Source organism: Albidovulum aestuarii (assembly GCF_029961185.1).
GTDB lineage: Bacteria > Pseudomonadota > Alphaproteobacteria > Rhodobacterales > Rhodobacteraceae > Albidovulum > Albidovulum aestuarii.
In genome coordinates this window covers 56392-78300 of record NZ_JASBQQ010000012.1, presented here as the reverse complement: position 1 = coordinate 78300, position 21909 = coordinate 56392, and the positions used below count along the sequence as shown (strand labels likewise).

Genomic DNA, 21909 nt, shown 5'->3' with positions numbered 1-21909 from the left:
CCGCCGCCCCGGCAATCGCCGCGCGGCGTTCAAATCCTCTCGCCGAGCCCCTTAAGGGGCTCTCGAAATCATGGCCATTTCTTAGCGGAGGTGTCCGGGCTTGGCAAAAGCAAACTGGCCGGACCGGAACCCGCCATGCGCGAACCGGCGACAATGCGGCTCACTCGACAAGATCGTATTCGACAACGATCGTATTCTGGATCGGCAGGAAATTGTCGTCGGAAATCAGACTGATGACAATCACACCGGTGGGGTCTGTCCAAAGGCTGATACCTTCCATGTTGTCAAGCTCACCTCTTTCCGTCTGCAACAGAACCTCGCCCGGACCGAACGCACCACTCGCGTAGGGAAAACGGCGGATGCGGGTTTCGTAACCGGTCAGGTAGCCAAAGCGGCGCTCAAGAAGGTAGAGCCGCCCATCGGGGCCGAAGGTCGCATCCGAAGCGGAAAAGCTGTCGCCGTCGGGCAAAGGCGGCCCGGGCCGCCAGTTTTTGCCTTTGCCGAGCAGCGTCGGGAACCCAGCCCCAGGCCGTTCCGGCTCCTCCAGCACTGCGAGCAATCCGCCATCGGGCATGATCGCCAGCCCCTCTATCCCTTCGTTGCCCCAGAGGCTGCGAAAGCGGTCCCATTCGTGCATCGGCTTCGGCATCATGCCGGGCGGGTGAAAGGCCGATATGCGGGCGTAGCCTTCGAAGCCGATAAAGACGGCACCTTCGCGCACCATAGCAAGCGCCTCGGCATCAGAGGTAAAGCCCTCCACCGGCTTACCCTTGTTGTCGAGAAGTCGGTCACGCCAGTCACTCGCGATGCCGCCAATCCGTCCATCCGCATCGCGACTCACCGAGGCATGCCAAAGTGTTCCCTTGTCGCTCACAGCCATAAGCGCGCTGCCGTCGCGCACCATCGCAAGACCGGAGAAGCCGCCAAAATCAGGGGCTTTCTCGCTCCATTCATAGGTGCCTCGCAGTATGAGTTCGGCTGCTTGACCGGGCTCAGAGGATGAAACCGCGAACAGAAAAACGGCGGCGCTCAGGCAAGTTGCAAGCAATTTGGGCAACGCCACAACGCCGGGCGCCTCTCGTGCCGTGTCAGACAATGACGGCCATTTCCTTTTGTGTACCCACACCGAAGACCCGCTTGTAGCGTTCGATCTGATCCGTGGGACCCATTGCCTTGTTCGGGTTGTCGGAAAGCTTGACTGTAGGTCTGCCATTCGCCGCCACCGCCTTGCAGACGAGGCTGAAGGGGTCGAGCGCGTCGTCTTTAACGAAGCCCCGGAAATCGTTGGTCAGAAGCGTTCCCCAGCCGAAGGAGACCTTGACCCGGCCCGCGAACTGGCGGTGCAACTCGGCGATCTTCTCTACATCGAGCCCGTCAGAGAAGATGACGAGTTTCTGTGTCGGGTCCTCTCCCCTTTCCTTCCACCAGCGGATGGCGGTTTCAGCGCCGGTGGCGGGATCGCCTGAATCGATGCGGATGCCGGTCCAGCCTGCCAGCCAGTCCGGCGCGCGTTTCAGGAAGCCTTCGGTGCCGTAGGTGTCGGGCAGGATGATGCGCAGGTTGCCTGAATGCTCCTCATGCCAGTCGGCAAGGACCTTGTAGGGCGCCTCGGCCAGTTCCGCGTCGGTTTCGGCCAAGGCGGAGTAGACCATCGGCAGTTCGTGGGCATTGGTGCCGATCGCCTCGATATCGCGGCGCATGGCGATGCGGCAGTTCGACGTGCCGACGAAGGCCTCGCCCAACCCTTCGATCATCGCCTGCGCGCACCAGTCCTGCCACAGAAAGCTGTGACGCCTGCGGCTGCCGAAATCGGCGATCTTCAGCCCGTCGATCTGGCGCAGGCTTTCGATCTTTTCCCAAAGCCGGGTCATCGCGCGGGCGTAAAGGACCTGAAGTTCGAACTTGCCCATAGTGGCGAGTACGGCGCGGGAGCGGAGTTCCATCAGGATCGCGAGCGCGGGGATTTCCCAAAGCATCACTTCGGGCCATTTGCCTTCGAAGGTCAGTTCATATTGGTCGCCCTTGCGTTCAAGTTCGTACGGCGGCAGGCGCAGGTTTTCGAACCATTCCATGAAGGAGGGCGAGAACATCTGCCGTTTGCCGTAGAAGGTGTTGCCTCGCAGCCAGGTGCTTTCACCGCGGCTGAGTGAGAGCGAGCGGACGTGATCAAGCTGTTCCCGCAATTCGCCTTCGTCGATGAGCTTCGCCAGCGGAATTCTCTTGGTGCGGTTGATCAGCGAAAAGCGGACGACGGTGTCGGGCTTGTTGCGCAGCACCGACTGGCACATCAGCAGTTTGTAGAAATCGGTGTCGATCAGCGATCGGACGATCGGGTCGATCTTGAAATTGTGGTTGTAGACCCGGGTTGCGATATCCACCATTCAGGCCTCCAGCCGCACACCGGCGGCGTGCATGTTGTCACGCGCGGCGGCGAGCGATCCGTCAAGGTCGATAGCCCGGCAGGTGCCTTCGAGAACCGTGACGGCAAAGCCCAACTTTGCCGCGTCGATGGCCGAATAGGCGACGCAGAAATCGGTGGCGAGGCCGACCAGTGTCAGGTCGGTGACGCCGCGCGTCTTCAGGTAGCCTTCAAGACCGGTCGGCGTCCTGTGGTCGTTCTCGAAGAAGGCAGAGTAGCTGTCGATGGCCGGACGAAACCCCTTGCGGATGATCAGGTCGGCCGGATCGGTGCGAAGGTCCTTGTGAAAGGCAGCGCCATCGGTTCCCTGGACGCAATGCGTGGGCCAGAGCACCTGCGGACCATAGGGCATCTCGGTCAGGCTGAAGGGCTCGGCACCGTCATGATTGGCCGCGAACGAGGCGTGATCGGCCGGGTGCCAGTCCTGCGTCAGCACCTTGACGGCGAAGTCATCCATCAACGCGTTGATACGCGGAATGATGACGTCACCTTCGGCAACGGCCAGCGCACCGCCTGGACAGAAATCGTTCTGCACGTCGATGACGATCAGGGCATGGCTTGTGTCACGCATGGGGCCTCCGCTCTTGCCTTTGTCGATGCGTAAGCAGCGGCGCGGGGCGCGTCAACCAGCGGGTTGACATTTAGGTACCCAGGTACCAAAGTGTAAGCATGAAAAAGGTTGAACGCGTTCAGACGGGCCTGAGGCTGGAAAAGCGGCTTCTCAAGGTGATGAAGGGTCTGGCCGAGCATCTGGAGATGCCGGTTGCTGAACTGGTCGAGGGCATGGCGCTCCATGCGTTCGAAGGCAAGGCGCCGTTTTCGGACGAAACATTGCAGAAGATCGCTCGGCTGAAGGAGGTCTATGAACTGGACCTGACGGCGGCCGACAGCCATCGCCTGACGGAGGACCCGGCATGACCCCGGCCGAAACCCTTGCGGCCCTTGAGGCAGGGACACTGGATGCCGCGCGGTTCACGCATCGCGACCATGTCCTGACAGCCTGGGAAGTGCTGCGGCAGGATGAATTCTTTGCCGCCGCCCACCGTTATGCCGCGGCGATCCGGCGGCTTGCAGACAGCGCCGGTGTGCCGGGGAAGTATTCCGCAACAGTCACCTTCGCCTTTCTCAGCATGATTGCGGAACGCATGGCGGCCTCCCCCGGCAGCGCCGAAGAATTTCTGGCCGACAATCCCGACCTGCTCTCGCCAAATGTCCTGACGCAACTTTATTCCGCAGAGCGTCTGGAAACCGATCTGGGCAGGCGCGTGGCGCTATTGCCCGACCGCGTGAGCACGGGGAGTGCGCCGACGGCCGATTCCCGCTGACTTGCCTGTTTCTTCCTGCAGCCGTATCACGCAGCCTATGTTTACCGTTGCCGCGCTCTACAAGTTCACAGTCTTCCCAGACCCCGCCGCTTTGCGTGGGCCGCTACTGGCTGCGTGTGAAACCACAGGCGTTCGCGGCACGCTCTTGCTGGCGCGCGAAGGCATCAACGGGACGATTGCCGGCGATCGGGGCGGAATAGACACTGCTCTGACCCATATCCGGAGGCTTCCCGGCTGCGCTGACATCGAGTGGAAGGAAAGCACGGCGACCGAGATGCCGTTCGGACGCATGAAGGTGCGACTGAAGCGCGAGATCGTGACGATGGGCGAGCCCGATGTCGATCCCATGGCGGGGACGGGGCATTATGTCGAACCGCCAGAGTGGAATGAGCTGATCTCCGCCCCCGATGTCGTCGTCATCGACACGCGAAACGATTATGAGGTCGCCATCGGTACCTTCAATGGCGCTGTTGATCCGGGCACGAAGAGTTTTCGCGAGTTTCCGGCGTGGTGGCGGGAAAACGCACAGCGTTTCGGCAACAAACGTGTGGCGATGTTCTGCACCGGCGGCATCCGCTGCGAAAAATCGACGAACTTTCTGCTGAACGAAGGCGTCAGCGAGGTCTACCACCTGAAAGGTGGCATCCTGAAATATCTGGAAGATGTGCCCGCCGCGCACAGCCTTTGGAACGGTGAATGCTTTGTCTTCGACCAGCGAGTCAGCGTCGGCCATGGACTTCGGCAGGGTCACTACAGCCTCTGTCACGCCTGCCGCAGACCGCTCTCGCCCGCCGACCTGTCACATCCAGACTATGAGGAGGGTGCCTGCTGTCCGGCCTGTGTCGATGAGTATTCCGATGCCCAGCGCGAACGGTTCCGCGAACGTCAGCGCCAGGTCAATCTGGCCGAAAAACGGGGCGACCAGCACATCGGCGGTCGGCATCATTCGGACTGACCGTCAAAGGATGCATCAGCTGCCGACCTGATACTCCAGAAAATCGTAAAGGCGCCGTATGTTGTTGGGCGCGACGGTGTTCCAATCGTAAGCGAGAGAGGCATTGCGCGCAGCGGCGCCCCAGTTCTGGCGCAGTTCTTCAGAGGCGGCAAACTCTGAAATGCAGTCACGCAAACACTCGACATTCAGCTGATCGACGACGTTGATCGCCCCGGTCTCGGAACTGATACGCCCGCCACCAAAAGCCGAAGCAATGACCGGAACGCCGTAGGCTGCCGCTTCGTAGGTCGCAATCGGATCTCCCTCTTCGAGCGAGGGTAACAATGCGACATCCGCCCGCTGGTATTCCAGTGCGACGTCATGCATGAATCCGGCACAGGACACGCCGGGCGAATCGAGTACATCGGCGAAAAGTTTCCGCATTGCCGGTTCAATCTCGCCCACGATACGCAGGATCGCGCCTTTTGGTGCATTGCGCCAAGCCTCAAGAAGCAAATGCGCACCCTTGCGGACACAAAGCCGACCGACAAAGAGAAAGACCACCGGCGCGTCTTCTGCGCGCATGGGTCGGGGCTTCAGAACTTCAGGCACCCAGGTGCCGTAACTGGTCGGGACAATGCGCGTCGAATACGAAGAGCCCGCGAATGATGCCTCAACAGCAGGGCTAGGCGCGAAAATCGCCGTACACATTGCGTGCCGGGCGTTCTGTTCGTCAATCCTTGCATCGGTGATACCGTGGCCGGGTTCAAGACCAAGCCCCTCATAGGCGGCATCCAAAAGCGGCTTGGCAACGGCCATACGGGTATTCACCATCTCAGAGGCAATGGTGACACCTCGCGCGGCTAGCGCCTCGTAGACATTCAGCCCCGTCGACGGCCAAAGATAGGCGATCTCATCGTCGCCGATAGCCTCCAGAAATCTCCGTTGAACCCGCGATGTCGTGAGGTGGCGTGAAAGACTCCACGGCAGTATCTTCAGGAAGTCCGGCAGAACGGAGTTTACATTCAAACCGGCAGGCTTCTCGCCATCAATATACGAGGTGAAAAGATCGACCGGTGCGCCTGCACGAGCGGCTCCCATAAGCATCGCTCGGCATGTCATACCAACACCAACAAGATTTCCGGGCATTTCCATCAAGGCTCGGATCGCCGGGCCTTGGGAAAGGTCAGCATGCATCCGACGCGCGCCTTTCACAAAGTCGTCCACTCGTTACACTCCATAAAAAACCGGTCAGGTGTTTGGTACATCTCCCGCACAAAGCCGATTCTTCGGCAGCGCGGATACTCGCATGGCAGAATGCCAATCGTCAAAACAGTGCTGGGTGAATCTTGACCGACTTTCATGTCAACGATCCACTTCGCATACTGTCAGTTACCGTCGCGGCGACGTCTGTCAAGATCGGGACGCTTGTCCGCGAACCGGGTGTATTGCGGTGATGAGGGTTCAGTCTCCACGACTTCATCCTTAACTTTTCGGGCAAATCTCATTCCTGCCTTGGGCGCACTGTTCGTAGTGTGCGATCTTGACCAAGCCAGTTTGTTTCTCGTGTCCGGCGCAACGGTGAGAGACGAACCCGCAGCTGGAACGTCAGAGGTGCCGACAATCCACAGACCGGACCCGACCAGAAAAAATACGAAGGAAAGCAAAGAGCCCCAGATATGAACTGTGGCCAGAGAGAACGCCACACCGACGCACATGATCATCCAACCCAAGCGTAGGTTGGAACTGAAAGATCCTGGGGTGAGCTTCTGTCGCCCGACCCGGATCATTGCATCGAGGTACCCACCGGCCACCATGGCGAAACCCGGGATGCCAAACTTGACGGCCATGACAAGCCAGTAGTTGTCAATGCTGCCCGAACGCATGAAACTCGGCCGGATCCACGGTCGCAACCCGAGCCCCAGCACTGGATTGTTCCAGACATTCTTCATGCCCCATTCAAAGATGATCCCACGCCAGAAAGCATTGTGAGCGGAGAAAGTTGCATAGCTCATGAACACCCTGATCGGTGTCCGGTTCGACAGAACGTCAATCACGACGTAGCCGAAGGCAGCAATTGCAGCGAGCAGAAGCCAGCGTCGGGTCATTTTTCGGAACAGGTAATTCCAGACAATCAATCCGCTTTGAATGACAGCAGCCAACAGCGCGCCGCTCGACAGCGAAAGAAAGACAGCGGCACCGACGGCGGCCACGGCAAGGTAGCGCAGCGCGTTGGTCAGGACACCTTTCATTCCAATCCAGGTCAAAGCCAGGACCGCGGTGCAGAAGAGACCATAGTGAATCGGATGCGGAAACGAGACTTGTGAACGGTAAAGCCCCATACGCTGCGGCATGTCGATCTGATTGACCGTATCTATCCCCGGAAGGCTGCCGATAAGGCTGATGATTATTGATCTGTCCGTCTGAGATTCGAGAATCGCGAGCGGCAACGACAGAACCGTGAAAACAAGAACCGCACGGATCAGCCTGTAGAACGCCTGCGGCGTGCGAATATAGGCGCGCGCCAGAACATAGGCCCCGAAAAACTCGATGATATAGATGCCAGCGTTTTCGACAACGCGCAGCGGGTTGTTTACGCCGATGCTCACGATCCCCCAGACACCGTGCAGGGCGAAGAGGAAATCGACTAGGTACAACCTACCATACCGTCCCGTAAACAGGCCGATGGTCGTTGGAACGATAGTGATCAACAACATGAGCCGCAGCCCCGTGAGGGACAGCGATCCAACGCGAAACTCTATGGGAACCACCATTGCGAGGACGAACAGCCAGATGATGATCGCACCCCGCCCGTCATCCTCCGACGTGGCGAACATGCCGTCAGTCTGAGTGTTGGACGCTAGGGTGGCACGCGTAAAGATGTCGAAGCTCTCCATTAACCCGCCGGGCGCGTTGCACCTGTAGCGGCTTTGCGTGGCCTGTGGCCACTATACCATTCTTGTCTGCCGTTTCATCCAGGTCTCATAAATGTCAGTAGCCTTTCAACCAGTCGTGACGCGCGCGCCAAGTTTCCGACCAGGCAGCCGCCTTCGCTTTGGCTTTTTTGCTGCCTGTCAAGGCGAGGCCTCCGAATGCTGCGGCGCGGATCGCGGCCCATGACCACATCATTGCAATGCCGAACGGCACCCAGGCGGGTGCCCAATGGTCGCGGATCAGGGTCGAACGGGCTTTTGCGAGAAGGACAAGTTTGCTGCCCAGCGTTTTCGAGGCTGCGCCGACAATATGCATGATCTCAGCTTCCGGTGTGATCATCGGACGGAAACCGATGCGCGCCGCCCGCAGGCAAAGGTCGCTTTCCTCGCCATACATAAAATACCGAAGATCGAACCCGCCAAGCCGGTTCCAGAGCTCCCGGCGGATCAGGAAGAGGCAGCCGACGACAATGTCGACCTCGCGTACCGTGTCCCGTTGCCAACCGCCCATCGCTTCAGGATTGAAGAATTCGGAGCCGGGTGCCAAAGCCGTCAACCCGAAAGCCATGCAAAAGACGCTCCACGGCGTCATCTGCATCCAGCAGGAGGCTATGTTGAGTGAACCGTCGGGAAAGACTGTACGACCACCGTAAATTCCGGCATCCGGGTGCGCGCGGGCAAAAGACATGAGCTTGTCGATAGCCCGGTCGTGGACCTCTGTATCGGGATTGAGGAGGAGGAGCCATTCGGTTTCAGCGGTGGCGGCCACAATGTTGTTCGCCCGTGCGAAGCCGACATTCTCATCGCTTCGGATAAGCTCGACCCCGGGAAACTCTGCGGCGATCGCATCAGCAGAACCGTCGGAAGAGGCATTGTCGAACACGACAACCGTAAACGGCGTGTCCTTCGTTTGGGCGGCAAGCGTGCGCAATGCGGCGAGTGTCAGCGCGCGGGTATTGTAGCTGACGACAATCACCGTCAGGTCACTTTTTGCGCTGGTCTTATCGTCCTGCATCATGCCCCGGATATGCAACTTCTGAGCAAGGTCAAGCATTTGAATACCCCTTACACCGATTGGACACCCGAGGCGATTCCGTTTCAGCGGCACTCTGACGCGTCGTCGACGGCATTTGCTTTTCATTAACTATATTGACGTTTTCTAAACGGGACTTAGCCGGTCCACCCCGGCGCCTTCCAGATGAGGAGAGTCCCATGCTTCTCGACCCCGCAACCGCCGTTCCGGCAACATTTGCACCCACCGCCCCGTTTTGTCGCCCGCCCCGCGACGCCACCGCGATCACCGCCAAACCCCGGCTTAAAGCCCGCCGTCGCGGCCTGAACCGGTTTTCTGGGGTAAGAAATCTGCTGGTCACTCTGAAACGCATGATCCTGCGCAGTGTCTGGGGAATGGACATCCATCCCACCGCACAGTTTTCGCTATCGACCAAGTTCGATCGCACGTTTCCGGTCGGCGTACACGTCGGACCCCACTCCTATGTCGCGTTCGAGGCGCGCATTCTCACTCATGACCGCACCCGCGGCCTTTACCTTCACACGAAAATTGGCGCTAACTGCTTTATCGGCGGGCGCAGCCTGATCCTGCCCGGAATCGAAATCGGCGATAACTGCGTTATCGGGGCAGGTTCGGTTGTTACCAAATCAGTGCCGGCCGGATCGGTGGTCGCGGGAAATCCGGCCCGCGTTATCCGAACCGGGATTGAGGTCGGGCACTATGGGCGGTTCGCCGCAGCCGACGCGACCGAGAGCGCGCTTGCCGAACGCGGGCTTGCCTGATCGTTGGAAGTCCAGTTCGTTCTCGCCGTATGCCTGCTCACGACTGGCGTCGTGGCCATGCAGTTAGGGTCGGCAAGGTCCGTCGAGCGCCATGACCGGGTCACCGCTGTTGACTATCGTGCCCATGAAGGTGAACCGGTTCAAATCGGTGCGTTCGGGACCAGTCTGACCAGCCGAGCCCGCTGGCCGACACAGCTGAGCGACCTGTTGACCAGATGTATCCGTGACGGTGTCTCGGTAACGGTTACGGGTCTGGCCGGAGCGAACTCATCGCGGGGATTGCAGCTGATCGACGCTACCGGCGGCATTAATTTCGACGTTGTGCTGATCGAATACGCAATCAACGACGCGGACCTTCTGGACGGCATCGCGCTTTCCAAGAGCCTCACCAATCACCGTCACATGATCGCCAAGCTGCGCAGGGCGAATCCCGGCATCTCGATCATACTCCTCGCCACCAACCCGATCCTCGGCGTTCAAAAGCTGAAGCGTCCCCGGTTGAAAACCTACTACTCCGCACTCGCCGAGCTGGCTGACGAGGAAAGGGTGAGTTTCTTCGACGGAGTTTCAATGTGGAGTGGCGAAGATGTGAGCAGGCAAAACCTTCCCGACGGGCTTCATCCCGACCCCAGCATTGAAGGCGAGCTGTACAGTCGGCCGCTTGCCCGGATGATCGCAGCTTCTGTGGGCCTGACATGCCATTTCTGAGCAACTAACCAAAACTTGCTGTGGCGGACGCCCCGGCAACCCGTCACGCAACGCCGGTATCCGAAATGATATCTAGCACAGCGATGCGTCGCCACCGGTTCTGGCGATCCGCTGCACGTTGGGCGGAGCGTTCCCAGTCGGCGACGACCAACCGGACGAGCGCCACCGCCCATCCGGCACCTCTCGGTCTGGCCGGTGCCGCCGTCCCGCAAGACGGGAAAACAGAATGATATCACTCTCCTCGCTCTCCCTCGGCGGCCACAGACTCGGCACGTCCGGCCCGCCCCCCCAACCGGGCAGCGTCACGCTGACAGCGTTCAGCCGGGACCGCACGATCTTTGACAGCGGCGCGGGCATTGGGCTTGCGGTTGCGGGTGTACCGCTCTCCGGCACCGGAACGCCGGGCCAGACAGTGCAAGCTAGGGCCATATCACTTGACGACAGCGGGGTGGCCACAACGGCATGGACCGACATGTCCACAATCGACGGGGCCGGGCATTGGAGCAGTGTGCTTACCGTGCCGCGCGCGAACACCTGGTATCGACCGGAGTTGAGACTAAAGGCGCAGCCGGGCGTGACCGCGCAGGGTGCGACGCGGTTCGGAGTTGGACATGTCATCGCAATTTGGGGTCAATCGGAACCGGATCGCATTCTGTCCGCTTTTCACGACAACACCTTGCCCCCCGCCGTTTCCGATCCCGAGGCGGTCCAGATATTCGATGGCGCGGCAGGCGGGCCGGTCCGTCACTTTATCACCGATACCCAACCCCTGACGGCGGGCGCAGCCGCCATGGCGGCGACACTGATCGAGGCACGACCGGGCGAAAAATTCGCGGTGATCTTCCACACGGTTCCCGGCTCAGACCCGCGCGGCCTGGTCAACGATTCCGATCCGGGACGCGACTGGGCGGCCGACCGCGCTCTGCATGACTTCGCGACGACTGACGGCCAGCAGGTCGGATTGGCCGCGATGTCATGGTTCGCCGCGCCCGGCAGCCTTGGATCTGAATACGGAGAGGCCCTTTTCCCGCTGTTCTCGGGCAAGCGGATCGATGGTTCTCTCGTCACCTTTCCTGCGACCATCACCCATGGCGCAGGCGGCAGCTATCATGCTGATCACTGGTTCGGTGAACTCTACGACTATTCCCATACCCGGTGGGTTCCCTATGGTCCGCACCGCTTCGACATCGACGCCGACCTTAGGGATGCAACGCATTACGCCGGGGGCGGGCTGCAGTTCAACCTCGCCAACAAGGAAGCCGCGCGCGCAAGCTGGCGTGCGATGGTAAACCTCCCGAGTGCGACGATGTTTCTGCCGCTTGGAATCGAGCCGGTGACCTATGTAAACGGCATTGACGACGGCGCGGGAGGATGGACCGATTTTTCGCATCCTTCGGGCGACACGCCAGACGGAACACAAGCGTGGGCGCGCTTGACGGCGCTTGCGATCCTTCAGTCGGCGAGTCTGTCCAACTGGTCCGTTCCGGAGTTTGACCAATGCCATTGGGACCCGGCCGGCGCCTGGGTGGAGGTCTGGTCCTCCTCTGGCCCGATCACCACGACGCGACGGGCGCGGGCTGAGCCTGCGCTTGGAACCGCACAGCCGCACTGGACGGACGTGATGGGTTTCCAGATCAACGGGACACCGGCGGAGAATACTCAAATCGTCGGCGGGCGTGTCCGCATCCTGCCCAACAGCGGTACGTTCACTTACGCTGACTCAATCCAGTACGGCGAAGGTGGTGCCAGCGGCATGATCGCCTATCCCGACGACTATATCGCCGAGACCTGGAAGAACCTGCCAATCGTCGATATTGGAGTCACAGGTCTGAACGGTATACCCGTGCGTCCGCTCGCTGATCCCGGTGTTCTGGCAAACACGCTTCCGGTCGGTGCCCCGAGTTTCCAGACGTCCGCCACCGGCCCCTACTTTCTCGATCCCGCCAACGTCCCCGCCGGAAGGAGCGCGATCACCCATGCCGCCCGCATTCGCTTCGACGCCCTGCCCGGCTCGACGGCCATCCTCTTTGCGCAGTCCAGCACCGGATTCGATGTCGAGTTGATGAATACCGGGGCTTTGAGGGTGACGGTCGAGGATGGCACCGGCCTCAGGACCCTAAACGCGGTGACGGTCCCGACAGCCCTGTCATCGGACGTCTGGTACGATATCGTCTGCTCAGCCAACCAGGTGGAAAAGCTCTTCAGGGTCGCGGTCGACGGGGCGCTGGTGGCAACGGTGCCGTTTGCCGTTGCCGGGAACGGGCTCTTTCAGAACAACCGGGCACTCAGCTATCTGGCCCGAAATTCCGGGACCCCGCAATTCGTGGGCCGAATCGAATATCTCAAGACCTGGTTCAGTACGATGCCCAATGGTTTGGCGCCTGCCGGAACGCCGTACAAATCAATCACTGGTCCGGCAAGCTCGGCAAACGGGGACGTTTGGAAACTGGGTGCAAACGCCACGTGAAACAGCGGTACATGAAAACAAAACGGCGCGCTGCCATCGTGGCAAGCGCGCCGTTTCTGAATGCCAGACCCCTCCCGGTGCGAACCGGGCGATGGCATCAGCTTACCACAGCGCCACGATCCCTGCGGCCGTGGTGCCTGCTGCATTGATCCCCCTGGCGCGAACCGGCAATACAGTTCCGGCCTGCACATTCTGGAACAGGACAGCCTGCCCACCGGCAAGTCGGGCAGAAAGGTTCCCGGTCTGACCCACGTAAAGGGCCCGCGGCAAGAACGTCAGATCGTTCACATCGTCGGGTATCACGGCAGCGCCATCGCGTGCTGGGGCGGTGAGACTTGTCGGATAGTCTGAAAACTTGTCCATATCTTTCATCCTGTCGCCCGCCGCGAGTGGACGGTGAGGTCTCGGTTGTGGACAAACCGTCCGAATCCGGCACCGGGCATGTTGCGTAAACGTTCTGGAACGGGGCCGCCAAACAGCCGCGCCCCAGGACGGTCTACCGTATCGTCCGTTAAGATCGTGGCAACCAGGCGCGCGGACCGACTGTTTCCAGACCAACCGCTCCAATGCCGGTCAAATCGGCGGAAATACGCCCGTTTACTTAACGTATAGTGCACAATAAGCGCCGAATTCGCGATTGTGGACACATCGAGACTACATTTGCGCCCAATCTTTGCCACGTTGCAACGCATTGTTCGTGCTGGGGACACACTCACGCTGGCGCGCACCACTCGCGCAACGAAGGGACAAATGATGAAACGTTTCTGCTCGCCGGTCATCTTGGGGGTGACAGCAGCATTGTGGAGCTCCGCAGCCTACTCGACCGACTTTTACGTCCGGCCGTTGGCAGCGGGTCCAGTAACCGGAACTGCACTCACTGTGGTTTCACTTCAATCTCTGGGACAAACGGAAAGCTCTAACGAGCCGGTAGTCGTTCCCGGGACCCTGATAGATGGAATCGACGCTGATGCTGCGACAGGTGGTTCATCGTCTGGTGGCTTGAGTTCCGGAGAATCTACGAAAAAAAGCACCTTTGCATCGAACTCATCGCCTGACAGTGGATCGACCAAGCAAGGTGCCAAATGGGTCAGTGCCCCAAAAGGCGGCAAAGGGCCGAAGGGCGATCGCGGAAAGACGGTCACTTCGACCGGATCAGGATCAGAATCAACGGGCGGCAGCGAGGGCAGCGGAACCACGAGCACAGGAACGTCAGGTGGATCTGGCTCGGGGGAGACCTCATCTTCGGGTACGTCGACAACGAGCAGCGGTTCGGAAGGGTCCTCGTCATCTGAATCCACGTCGACAGGTTCGACCGGTGGAACGTCGTCCGGTGAAACGAGCACGAGCACGAGCACGAGCACGAGCACGAGCACGAGCACGAGCACGAGCACGAGCACGAGCACGAGCACGAGCGGAGGTACGACATCAGAAGGCACCGCAAGCGAAGGTTCGACGTCCAGCGGTACGACCTCAGGCGGTACGACCAGTGGTGGCACCACAAGCGGTGGTACGACCAGTGGTGGCACGACCAGTGGCGGTACGACGTCAGGAGGAACCACAAGCGGTGGTACGACCTCGGGTGGGACAACGTCCGGCGGCCCGGCAACGAGCGGCGGCACCACCGGAGGAACGACGACTCCCTCGCAGACCTGGGCTTCGGTAGATGAGGTATTCAAGTCCGGGCAATTGCGTGCGGGTGACCGCATCTTCATGATGTCCGGCTACCATGGCCGGTTGGCAATCGTCGGACAGAAGTTTTCTGCCCCGGTTGTCATTGCGCCCGCGCCGGGTGAAGTCGCACATGTCAATTCTATCATGATCCGGGATTCGAAGAATTTCGTAATCCAGGGTCTCAAAGTCTGGGCCACTTCGGCTAACGCCGGAACCGGTGCGATGATCCGGAGCTATTCGGACTCCTCCGATCTCGCCTTTGCCGACCTTGATGTCAGGTCTGTATCCTCGGCTGGTGATTACCTTCAATGGTCTGCCACCGACTGGGGCAACAACAGGCGCAACGGCATGCTTATTGCTGGTGACCGGGTGACGATTGCGCGCAACCGTGTCACAGGCATCTATCACGGCATCGACAACAGCGCGACGAATTCGCTTATGGAGCAGAACATTGTCGATGGCTTTGCCGGTGACGGAATGCGCTCGAATGGCAACAATTCCATCGTGCGTCGAAACAAAGTGCAGAACTGTGTGCAGATCGACGGCAACCACTCTGATGGCTTCCAGGCGTTCTCGCTTGGACCGAATGGGCCTGGCTCGGGCACGCTCAGCGACCTGACAATCGAGGACAACAAGATTTTCGAATGGGTTGCGTCGTCGACGAGTCCGATCAAGTGCACGCTGCAGGGTATCGCGATGTTTGACGGAATGTATGACCGTGCAATCATCCGAAACAACGTCATAGCTGTTTCCAACTATCATGGGCTAACGGTCGCCGGGGCATTGAATACGATCGTTGCCAACAATACCGTTGTTCATCCGAGCGGCGTCGCCGGTAAGCGGCCTTGGATCAAGATTTCGAACCACAAGAACGGAACGCCGCCGCAGAACGTAACGGTCGCCAACAACATGGCGAACAACTATCACGTCACTTCCGATCCCAGCCGCAACATTCTGGGCACGAACAATCTGATCGTGAGCAATGCTGCCAACGAGTTCGTGTCGTTCGCCGCTCAGAATTTCAAGCTCAAGTCTACGTCACAGGGTGTCGATGCCGGCAATTCGCATTACGCACCGTCTGACGACATTGTCGGCACGTCACGCCCATTGGGCAAAGCACCCGATGCAGGCGCATACGAAAACTTCTGACACTTTGCCGAAACCAGAATCCCCGCCCGACAACCATCGGGCGGGTTTTTCTTTGTCAGATCGCAAGCCCGCATGCCTGCCGCAGCATCCAAACCGCGCGCAACAGGCGCAGTCGTATGAGGGTAGCTCCACCGCGGAACCTGTCTCCGGCAGTTGCAAGTTTTGGGCTGAGAAATAGTCGAGGCAGGTGGACAACCGCGCTAGCGGGCATGGCTAACGCCCGAAGCGCCCATGTGAAGCGGGCGCTTGGTCCCTTCCTTGCGCGGTGCAACTCGAACATCTCGCGGGTCAGGCGATGCCACTTGCGCTTTAGCGCATTCCAGTCTGAGCGCGTCGGATGCAAGACACGCATGTCTTCATCCACAATGATCCGAAATCCTCTTTGTCCCGCACGCCAACACCATTCCTCGTCTTCCGACACACCGTCGATAAATGGACCGACTGCCTCAAAGACACGACGCTCAGCAACAAGATTGGCCGTCACAGAAAATCTTTTTTTTTCAATATAGTAACGATAGTTGAACGCAAACACTGTTTCGAAAGCCTGCGCACCGGTTCGAGGCGGAGGCGTTTCGTCGAATACATCTATCGCGCCACCAATTATGTCGGACCTGCCAGAAGTTGCTTTGACCGCAGCCAGCCAACCCGGTGCGGGTATGCAATCGGCGTCAAGAAATGCAAGGATATCGGCTTTGGTTTCGTTGACACCGCGATTGCGGGCCGACGCGGCGCCCTTCCGGGGCTCGGATACGAAGCGAACTGTTGGGAACTCGTCTTTGACCGGATCGAGCGACTCGGTCGATCCGTTATCGACGACCAGAATATCAATGTCAGAAAGATCGTTCTGAACAAGTGCTCCCAAACACCGTCTGAGACGTGCCGTGTCATTGAAGTGTGGGATTATGACCGCAATATTCAGGTTCATGACCTTTCAAGTTCAAGTACGTCACGATTCGCCCAGAGCGTCGGATTTGTCCAGTGTTAGGCTGTCCGCGCCATCCGGCAGGGGCACGCTCGTACATCAGCAGTCATCGCAGAGTTGGCGGCCTGGAAACGGTATCTGCTTTGCCTTCGAAACTGTTTCCCGATCCTCCAGACCATTAGCTCTCAATACGGAAACAATAAGCATCTTTCTGGCATTAAGTTTCTGGATTGCAAAGATACTCTTCCATAGGTTGAGCTGCGCGGCGGTTGCCGGGAAAGTAAATCAATTGTGGCTTTTTGATGTTACAAGCAGCGTCAAATGTGGTATCAAGGGTGTGGGAAATCACGTGCCGCAGTTCTGCGTCACAGGGGTGGAAGGAAATTGAGCATGAACTGGTGCACTAGCGCTCTTGCAGGCTTGGCTCTCATGGTAGGCGCCTCTGCGGCAGATGCGAATGTTATTGACTTTACGAATGCCGGGACCGGCACGTCCGGTACGATCCTGAACGGTTCGGTCAGCTGGACCATGGACGCGAGCGGCTATTTGAACAACACTCAGGCGTTCGATGGGAATTCTGCCCCGTCAGGTAGTGGGCTGTCATTCCAAACTGACGGCTACGGCGTTGGCATGCATGATGATGAGATTACGACGGTGAATTCGAATGAGTTCGAATGGATCCGCGTAACTTTCAGCGCGCCTGTGATGGTGAATGCGATCTATTTCCTGGACTTGTTCCAAGCTTCGGACGGCTCCTCTCAGGAAATCGGTGTAGCATCGATCAATGGCGGCTATCCCATCATTTCGCTCTATGCGAATGATATTGCCGGCTCTGGTGCTGCTGGCTTCGTCGGCGCGTCCTTCGCTGCGATCGCTGTAACCGAAATTTTCTTCACCGTTCTCAGCAGCAACGACAACCTCGGTTTCGCCGACGGTGCGTTGGCGGGTATCGGTTTCGTGGCACCGGTGCCGCTTCCTGCCGCTGGCCTCCTGCTTCTGGGCGGCCTTGGCGGGCTGGCTGCTGTACGTCGTCGGCGCAAGGCAGCTTAAGAAGGCATCTACAGTATCCGAAAGGCCGGGCACTGCCCGGCCTTTTTAGTTTTGACCTGCTGTGAACGTGTTTATGAGTATGAATCGTAGCTGTATCCGACCAACTTGTCGGCATACCGGCATTTGTTGAGAACAATGCCCAGAACATTCGTCAACTGCGCAAGCTCTTTCTCGCAGATATCAATGTTTGGAAGCGTAGTCCGCTCGGCCGCCGCGATCAGCAACGCACAATCCACATTCCCAAGGAACCCGACATTGTCGTCACTTGCGAGCATAGGAGACATGTCGAACAACATTACATCCGGATGCCAGGTGCGTTCAATTTCATCAAGGATCTCGCCTGTCCGGCTCGCCTGCAACAACTCGGCCGGATTTCGGCATGCGGTTGCGTTCATCGCCAGAATGAGATTCTCGCCTATGCGAACCGCCTGTTCTTCGAATGAAACCCGACCATCAAGGACCTCGTGAAACGAATGAGGCGGCACCAGCCCGGATACTCTGTGGAGTGCCGGTCGCCGCAGATCGAGGTCAAACAGCATAACGCGAAGATCTTTCTGTCGCGACAGACTGAGCGCAAGATTGAATGAGACAGTCGTCTTCCCGCAAGCCGCCCCAGGCGATGTCACCGCAAGTCGGTTCCAGTCCTTCTCTCGCATAAGGCGGATTGTTCTCGAGCGAAGCATGTCATACGGCGTCGCGTTCTTGCCACCCAGGACTGCAGTGATCCTGTTGCGTTGCATCCGCGCCGGCGTCAACTTGACTTCCGGCAGACTGGACCAGTCGCCGACCGGAATGGCCTTAGGAGTAACCGGGGCGTGCTGGCTCTGCAGCGTTCCACCCGTGCTCTTGCGCATCTCGCGGGCTTTGGCCAATGCTGCTTCGAGTTTTTCCATACTTCGCTTTACCTTTGCCCTTCCGACCGTTCACAACCGAATGCCGAACTTGGAGACAATTTTTCCGACAATGATATCGAGCGGTGCGTAATAAACGTGCACCGCGTAGACCATGGCCGGAATTCCAAGAATTGCCACCAGAAGAATTGTCACGAATGCAGTGCGGCGCATCATCGTTTCGCTCGGAGTCCGCATATATGGAATCGTTGCGATCGGCATGATGCCAAACGTCCGAACCAGATCCGTCGGTCTTCTGACTGCGCGGTTCAGAACCTCAATCAGAACAATCAAAGCTGCGCCCAGGAATGCGCCCGCTACGATGCCACCGCCCGCGATCATGACGCGATTGGGACGAGAAGGCTTACCTGGAATCGTCGCCGGCTCGACGACCGAAATGCGCTCACCTTTTGATCTGACCTCGATCTGTTCGCCTGCGGATGCTGCCGCCAGCTTGCCGACGGCCGAGTTATATTGCTGCTGAATGTTGCTGTAATCGCGCTGCAACGCGTCCAAGGCAATCTGGTTGGCGGGCGTCCGGTCAATTGATGTCTTGAGGGCCTCAAGCTCATCGATCAACTTGATCCGCTCTTCCTCCAGAATGTCGATCTGCGTATCCAAATCGGCAAGCTGTACATCCAGAAGCGTTGCCGCGGGGTTGCCCGTAGGATCAGAGGGAAGTTGCGATTTCACGATTTCCTCAAGCTGAGCAATTTGCTGCTTGATCAGTACGACTTTCGGATTGGTTTCGGTGAACACCGCCAACATCCCGTTCAGCTGGGTCCGGAGCTGATCGAGTTGCCGCTGCTCAGGTGTCTGGTTTGCTGTCGCCCCGCTGATCTGACCGGTCGATTCAAAGATCGCGATCATCCGGGCCTTTTGATCTTTCAACGAAGCAATATTGCGTTCGGCATTAGCAAGACGCGTCTGCAGGATCTGCTGCTGATTAAGCCTGTAGTTGAGCGTATTGGGCAATGCATCCGAATTCTTGTTCTGAAAATCGAGGATCTTGGCACTCTGGATGTCGAGTTCTCCGGACAGTCGCGCCACTTCTTGACGGAAGAATTCTACGGTGTCCTCGGCCTTGCCCGTGCGCACCTCAAGATCGGCTTGAAGTATGAGAGTGACATATTCATTGACAACCCCCGCAGCCGCTTCTGCGGTTTCGGCCTCAAAGGAAATACCCATGATCGTTGCCTGACCACGGCCCGCATTCTTGTTGATCTGGGTCGCGCCGCGCATCGCCTGAACGATGTCGTCGGGAGACATTTTATCCATATCCCGAAATACTTTAAGGTCCTGAGCAATCCTCAGAAGATTGGTCCGGGTCATGAGGTATTTTTCGATTGTCTGAAGCTTCTCCAATGCCTGCGCCTGCACCGTTGGCGCAGAGAGAGCGCCCGGGATCGAAGACGCCTCGACCAAGAGGATGGAGTTCGCGGAATAGACTGCGGGCAGCAGGAACGCAGCGGCGATCGCCGCCGTCGAAACGAGTGCAAATATGATGATGAAGTAGTGCAGCCGTCTCAGGAAGACCGCGAAATAGAATGACAGGTCCAGATTCATTTATGCTTCTCTTCCTCCGCCGCGATCTGCGCCGCAAAGAACACACCGTCGTCGATCACCGATTGAACCACGCCCTCGTCGACACGGGGGTTATCCATGCTCCAGCCATAGAGCAACGCCATGTCACAAAGCTGGTTGACCAAGCGCGGAACACCATGGGTTACCTTGTATATCACCCGCGCAGCCTGGGGCGTTATCTCCTCGCCGCTGCCACCTGCCGCCTTCAGCCGGTGCGAAATAAGCTCCATCACCGACGGTTCGTCGAGCGGCAGCAGATGAAAGCTTGCCGCGATGCGCTGCGCGAGTTGCCGCAGCGACGGGTGAAGCACCATGTCCCGCAACTCGGGTTGACCGACCAGAACAAGCTGGATCACTTCATCCTTGCCCGAATTGATATTGGTCAGCATCCGCAATTCTTCAAGGCTTTCCGCCGACAGGTTCTGGGCCTCGTCAAAGATCAGAACCACACGCCGACCAGAGGCATATTCCTCGATCAGATAGTCCTGAAGCTTCTGGAAAAGCGGAACATAGCCCGCGTCAGCGTTGAACGGAATGTCGAGCGAGTTAAGCACCCATTGAATCAACTCTCCCCGGCCGCCTTGCGCATTCGAGATGAGACCGACCGTCACCCTCGATCCAAACTGACGCAGCAACTCACGCAACAGCGTGGTTTTTCCGCAACCGACCCCGCCGGTAACAAGCGTAATCGGCGCACGGCTCAGGATCCCGAATTCCAGGACCGAGTAAGCACGCCGGTGCTGGGCCGACCAGAACAGGAAGTCAGGATCCGGAACGAGCGTGAACGGGCGTTCGCGGAACCCATAGAATTCCATGTAAAAGCCAACACTGTCGTTCGTATCGGTCTCCACGACCTTGTTCATCCGAAATCCATCTCACTCAATACAGTGTGCACGTATCCCGCCTGATCCAGCTATGATAGCCACCGCCAACGGGTAAACCATGACGGATGGATCATACAAGTTCGGCGACTTAATGGCGCTGCCTCATTCAGTTCCGACTTTCCCAGTATACGCAGTTCGATTCGAAGTCTCGCACATCTGCTTCCAGCCTGCCATGGCGGCGCACAATCACGACACGGACGACCACTGTAAACGTCCCGGAAACGGTTCGGCCAGCCACGATCGTCGCTCCACGACCGAAACCCTTGTCTAGAGGTCTTGAGCAACGAATCTGCCTTGGTTTCCCAATTGTTGATTCCGCGCCCGGTCCAAAGATGCTAAGACTTGTGCGCCCTGACCTAGGTGGGCGGGAATCGTGGTAGTGAACGTTCGGGCGGCTGTATGTAGCCGCGCATTGGTGCCTATTCGGTGTGATCGCACACATGACGCTTCAGATTAATGACCTTTCTGATGAAATCGGGATGTCGGGCGCATCGGCGGGCTCTGTGAATATTCGGCGGCAATCTGGTCTGTATCGCAATGTTTTCAAGCGTGCCGTAGACGTCCTGGCAGTACTGTTGTCCGGTGTTGTCGTCGTGCCCGTGGTGTTCATCCTGTCGATCGCCGTTGCGCTGGATGGCTCGTCACCCTTCTACTGGAACGAACGCGTCGGACGCGGCGGGCGGACATTCCGTATGCTGAAACTGCGTACGATGGTTCCTGATGCCGAGCGCATGCTGGAAGAATACCTTTCGAAGAACGCCGAAGCGCGGCTCGAATGGAACTCCACGCAGAAACTCAAATCGGACCCCCGCATCACCCGGATCGGCAAGTTGCTGCGAAAGACCTCGATGGATGAATTGCCGCAACTGTGGAATGTTCTGATCGGCGACATGTCTTTGGTCGGGCCACGCCCGATGATGCCCAGTCAGCGGTCACTTTATTCCGGAACCGCATACTACTCTCTCAGGCCCGGCATCACTGGTCCGTGGCAGGTATCCATACGCAACGAAAGTGAGTTTTCGCAGCGCGTGGCATTTGACACGGCATACGATCAGGAACTTTCCTTCATGACTGATATAAGACTGCTTCTTGCGACCGTCCGCGTGGTGATCAAGGGAACGGGGTATTGATTTGACCGTTTCACACGTTTGTGACGACATGGCGTAAAACCATCCAACA

At 58.5% G+C, this 21909-nt stretch carries 21 protein-coding genes; 9 read left to right on the top strand and 12 right to left on the bottom strand.

The features are described from left to right. Window positions 1-160 precede the first annotated feature (160 nt). Genes QKW60_RS19945 through pncA form a run of 3 tightly spaced genes read right to left on the bottom strand, consistent with a single transcriptional unit; the run spans window position 161 to window position 2990 of the window. A complete protein-coding gene (locus QKW60_RS19945; protein ID WP_282371347.1) occupies window positions 161-1096 on the bottom strand; it encodes an esterase-like activity of phytase family protein in 936 nt (311 codons plus the stop codon). Continuing rightward, window positions 1089-2381: a nicotinate phosphoribosyltransferase gene (gene pncB / locus QKW60_RS19940; RefSeq protein ID WP_282371346.1), complete on the bottom strand. Its 1293-nt coding sequence runs from the start codon at window positions 2379-2381 to the stop codon at window positions 1089-1091. Before pncB ends, QKW60_RS19945 begins: the two co-directional genes overlap by 8 nt. After that, the gene (gene pncA, locus QKW60_RS19935; RefSeq protein WP_282371345.1) at window positions 2382-2990 is read right to left on the bottom strand and encodes a bifunctional nicotinamidase/pyrazinamidase; all 609 of its coding nucleotides are present in this window, start codon (window positions 2988-2990) and stop codon (window positions 2382-2384) included. Between the two features lie 98 nt (window positions 2991-3088). On the opposite strand from pncA, the gene QKW60_RS19930 reads away from it, so the two are divergent. The 3 genes from QKW60_RS19930 to trhO are packed head-to-tail and all read left to right on the top strand — an operon-like array spanning window position 3089 to window position 4699. Then, window positions 3089-3337: a hypothetical protein gene (locus tag QKW60_RS19930; protein WP_282371344.1), complete on the top strand. Its 249-nt coding sequence runs from the start codon at window positions 3089-3091 to the stop codon at window positions 3335-3337. Then, on the top strand, window positions 3334-3744 hold the full coding sequence (locus QKW60_RS19925; protein WP_282371343.1) for a hypothetical protein: 411 nt from the start codon (window positions 3334-3336) through the stop codon (window positions 3742-3744). The genes QKW60_RS19930 and QKW60_RS19925 overlap by 4 nt, the downstream gene beginning before the upstream one ends. Window positions 3745-3781: 37 nt before the next feature. Further along, window positions 3782-4699, top strand: coding sequence for an oxygen-dependent tRNA uridine(34) hydroxylase TrhO (gene trhO / locus QKW60_RS19920; protein ID WP_282371342.1), 918 nt, complete (start codon window positions 3782-3784; stop codon window positions 4697-4699). 15 nt (window positions 4700-4714) lie between these two features. Here trhO and QKW60_RS19915 read toward each other — a convergent pair whose 3' ends face one another. From QKW60_RS19915 to QKW60_RS19905, 3 genes are all read right to left on the bottom strand, one after another. Next, a complete protein-coding gene (locus tag QKW60_RS19915; protein WP_282371340.1) occupies window positions 4715-5785 on the bottom strand; it encodes a glycosyltransferase family 4 protein in 1071 nt (356 codons plus the stop codon). Window positions 5786-6066: 281 nt separating this feature from the next. After that, window positions 6067-7575 carry an O-antigen ligase family protein gene (locus tag QKW60_RS19910; RefSeq protein WP_282371339.1) on the bottom strand — a complete coding sequence of 503 codons (1509 nt, stop codon included), beginning with the start codon at window positions 7573-7575 and terminating at the stop codon, window positions 6067-6069. 94 nt (window positions 7576-7669) lie between these two features. After that, on the bottom strand, window positions 7670-8665 hold the full coding sequence (locus QKW60_RS19905) for a glycosyltransferase family 2 protein (protein ID WP_282371337.1): 996 nt from the start codon (window positions 8663-8665) through the stop codon (window positions 7670-7672). Window positions 8666-8823: 158 nt separating this feature from the next. Between QKW60_RS19905 and QKW60_RS19900 the strand changes: the two genes are divergently transcribed. The 3 genes from QKW60_RS19900 (at window position 8824) to QKW60_RS19890 (ending at window position 12580) form a co-directional block, all read left to right on the top strand. Next, window positions 8824-9405: an acyltransferase gene (locus QKW60_RS19900; protein ID WP_282371335.1), complete on the top strand. Its 582-nt coding sequence runs from the start codon at window positions 8824-8826 to the stop codon at window positions 9403-9405. A gap of 3 nt (window positions 9406-9408) precedes the next feature. Further along, window positions 9409-10113: an SGNH/GDSL hydrolase family protein gene (locus QKW60_RS19895; RefSeq protein ID WP_282371333.1), complete on the top strand. Its 705-nt coding sequence runs from the start codon at window positions 9409-9411 to the stop codon at window positions 10111-10113. Between the two features lie 226 nt (window positions 10114-10339). Next, window positions 10340-12580, top strand: a complete 2241-nt coding sequence (locus tag QKW60_RS19890; RefSeq protein ID WP_282371331.1) for a LamG-like jellyroll fold domain-containing protein — start codon at window positions 10340-10342, stop codon at window positions 12578-12580. Between the two features lie 102 nt (window positions 12581-12682). On the opposite strand, the gene QKW60_RS19885 is transcribed toward QKW60_RS19890, so the two are convergent. Together QKW60_RS19885 and QKW60_RS19880 are read right to left on the bottom strand one after the other, a co-directional pair. Next, on the bottom strand, window positions 12683-12943 hold the full coding sequence (locus QKW60_RS19885; protein WP_282371329.1) for a spike base protein, RCAP_Rcc01079 family: 261 nt from the start codon (window positions 12941-12943) through the stop codon (window positions 12683-12685). A 527-nt stretch (window positions 12944-13470) separates the two neighbouring features. Beyond that, entirely contained in the window at window positions 13471-14286 is an 816-nt protein-coding gene (locus QKW60_RS19880) for a hypothetical protein (protein ID WP_282371327.1), read from the bottom strand. Window positions 14287-14290: 4 nt separating this feature from the next. Between QKW60_RS19880 and QKW60_RS19875 the strand changes: the two genes are divergently transcribed. Continuing rightward, entirely contained in the window at window positions 14291-15400 is a 1110-nt protein-coding gene (locus QKW60_RS19875) for a choice-of-anchor Q domain-containing protein (protein WP_282371326.1), read from the top strand. Between the two features lie 55 nt (window positions 15401-15455). Here the strand turns inward: QKW60_RS19875 and QKW60_RS19870 are convergent, their stop codons facing one another. Next, window positions 15456-16325 (bottom strand): glycosyltransferase family 2 protein, encoded by an 870-nt coding sequence (locus QKW60_RS19870; protein ID WP_282371325.1) that lies wholly within the window; start codon window positions 16323-16325, stop codon window positions 15456-15458. Window positions 16326-16712: 387 nt separating this feature from the next. Here QKW60_RS19870 and QKW60_RS19865 point away from each other — a divergent pair, with 387 nt between their 5' ends. After that, window positions 16713-17372 carry a VPLPA-CTERM sorting domain-containing protein gene (locus QKW60_RS19865; protein ID WP_282371324.1) on the top strand — a complete coding sequence of 220 codons (660 nt, stop codon included), beginning with the start codon at window positions 16713-16715 and terminating at the stop codon, window positions 17370-17372. A 71-nt stretch (window positions 17373-17443) separates the two neighbouring features. Here QKW60_RS19865 and QKW60_RS19860 read toward each other — a convergent pair whose 3' ends face one another. The 3 genes from QKW60_RS19860 to QKW60_RS19850 are packed head-to-tail and all read right to left on the bottom strand — an operon-like array spanning window position 17444 to window position 20709. Further along, complete coding sequence (locus QKW60_RS19860; protein ID WP_282371322.1) at window positions 17444-18265, bottom strand: CpsD/CapB family tyrosine-protein kinase; 822 nt, start codon at window positions 18263-18265, stop codon at window positions 17444-17446. A gap of 30 nt (window positions 18266-18295) precedes the next feature. Next, window positions 18296-19828: a GumC family protein gene (locus QKW60_RS19855; RefSeq protein ID WP_282371321.1), complete on the bottom strand. Its 1533-nt coding sequence runs from the start codon at window positions 19826-19828 to the stop codon at window positions 18296-18298. Continuing rightward, window positions 19825-20709, bottom strand: coding sequence for an ExeA family protein (locus tag QKW60_RS19850; protein ID WP_282371318.1), 885 nt, complete (start codon window positions 20707-20709; stop codon window positions 19825-19827). Before QKW60_RS19850 ends, QKW60_RS19855 begins: the two co-directional genes overlap by 4 nt. Before the next feature lie 461 nt (window positions 20710-21170). On the opposite strand from QKW60_RS19850, the gene QKW60_RS19845 reads away from it, so the two are divergent. Next, the gene (locus QKW60_RS19845; RefSeq protein ID WP_282371316.1) at window positions 21171-21860 is read left to right on the top strand and encodes a sugar transferase; all 690 of its coding nucleotides are present in this window, start codon (window positions 21171-21173) and stop codon (window positions 21858-21860) included. Window positions 21861-21909: the final 49 nt, after the last annotated feature.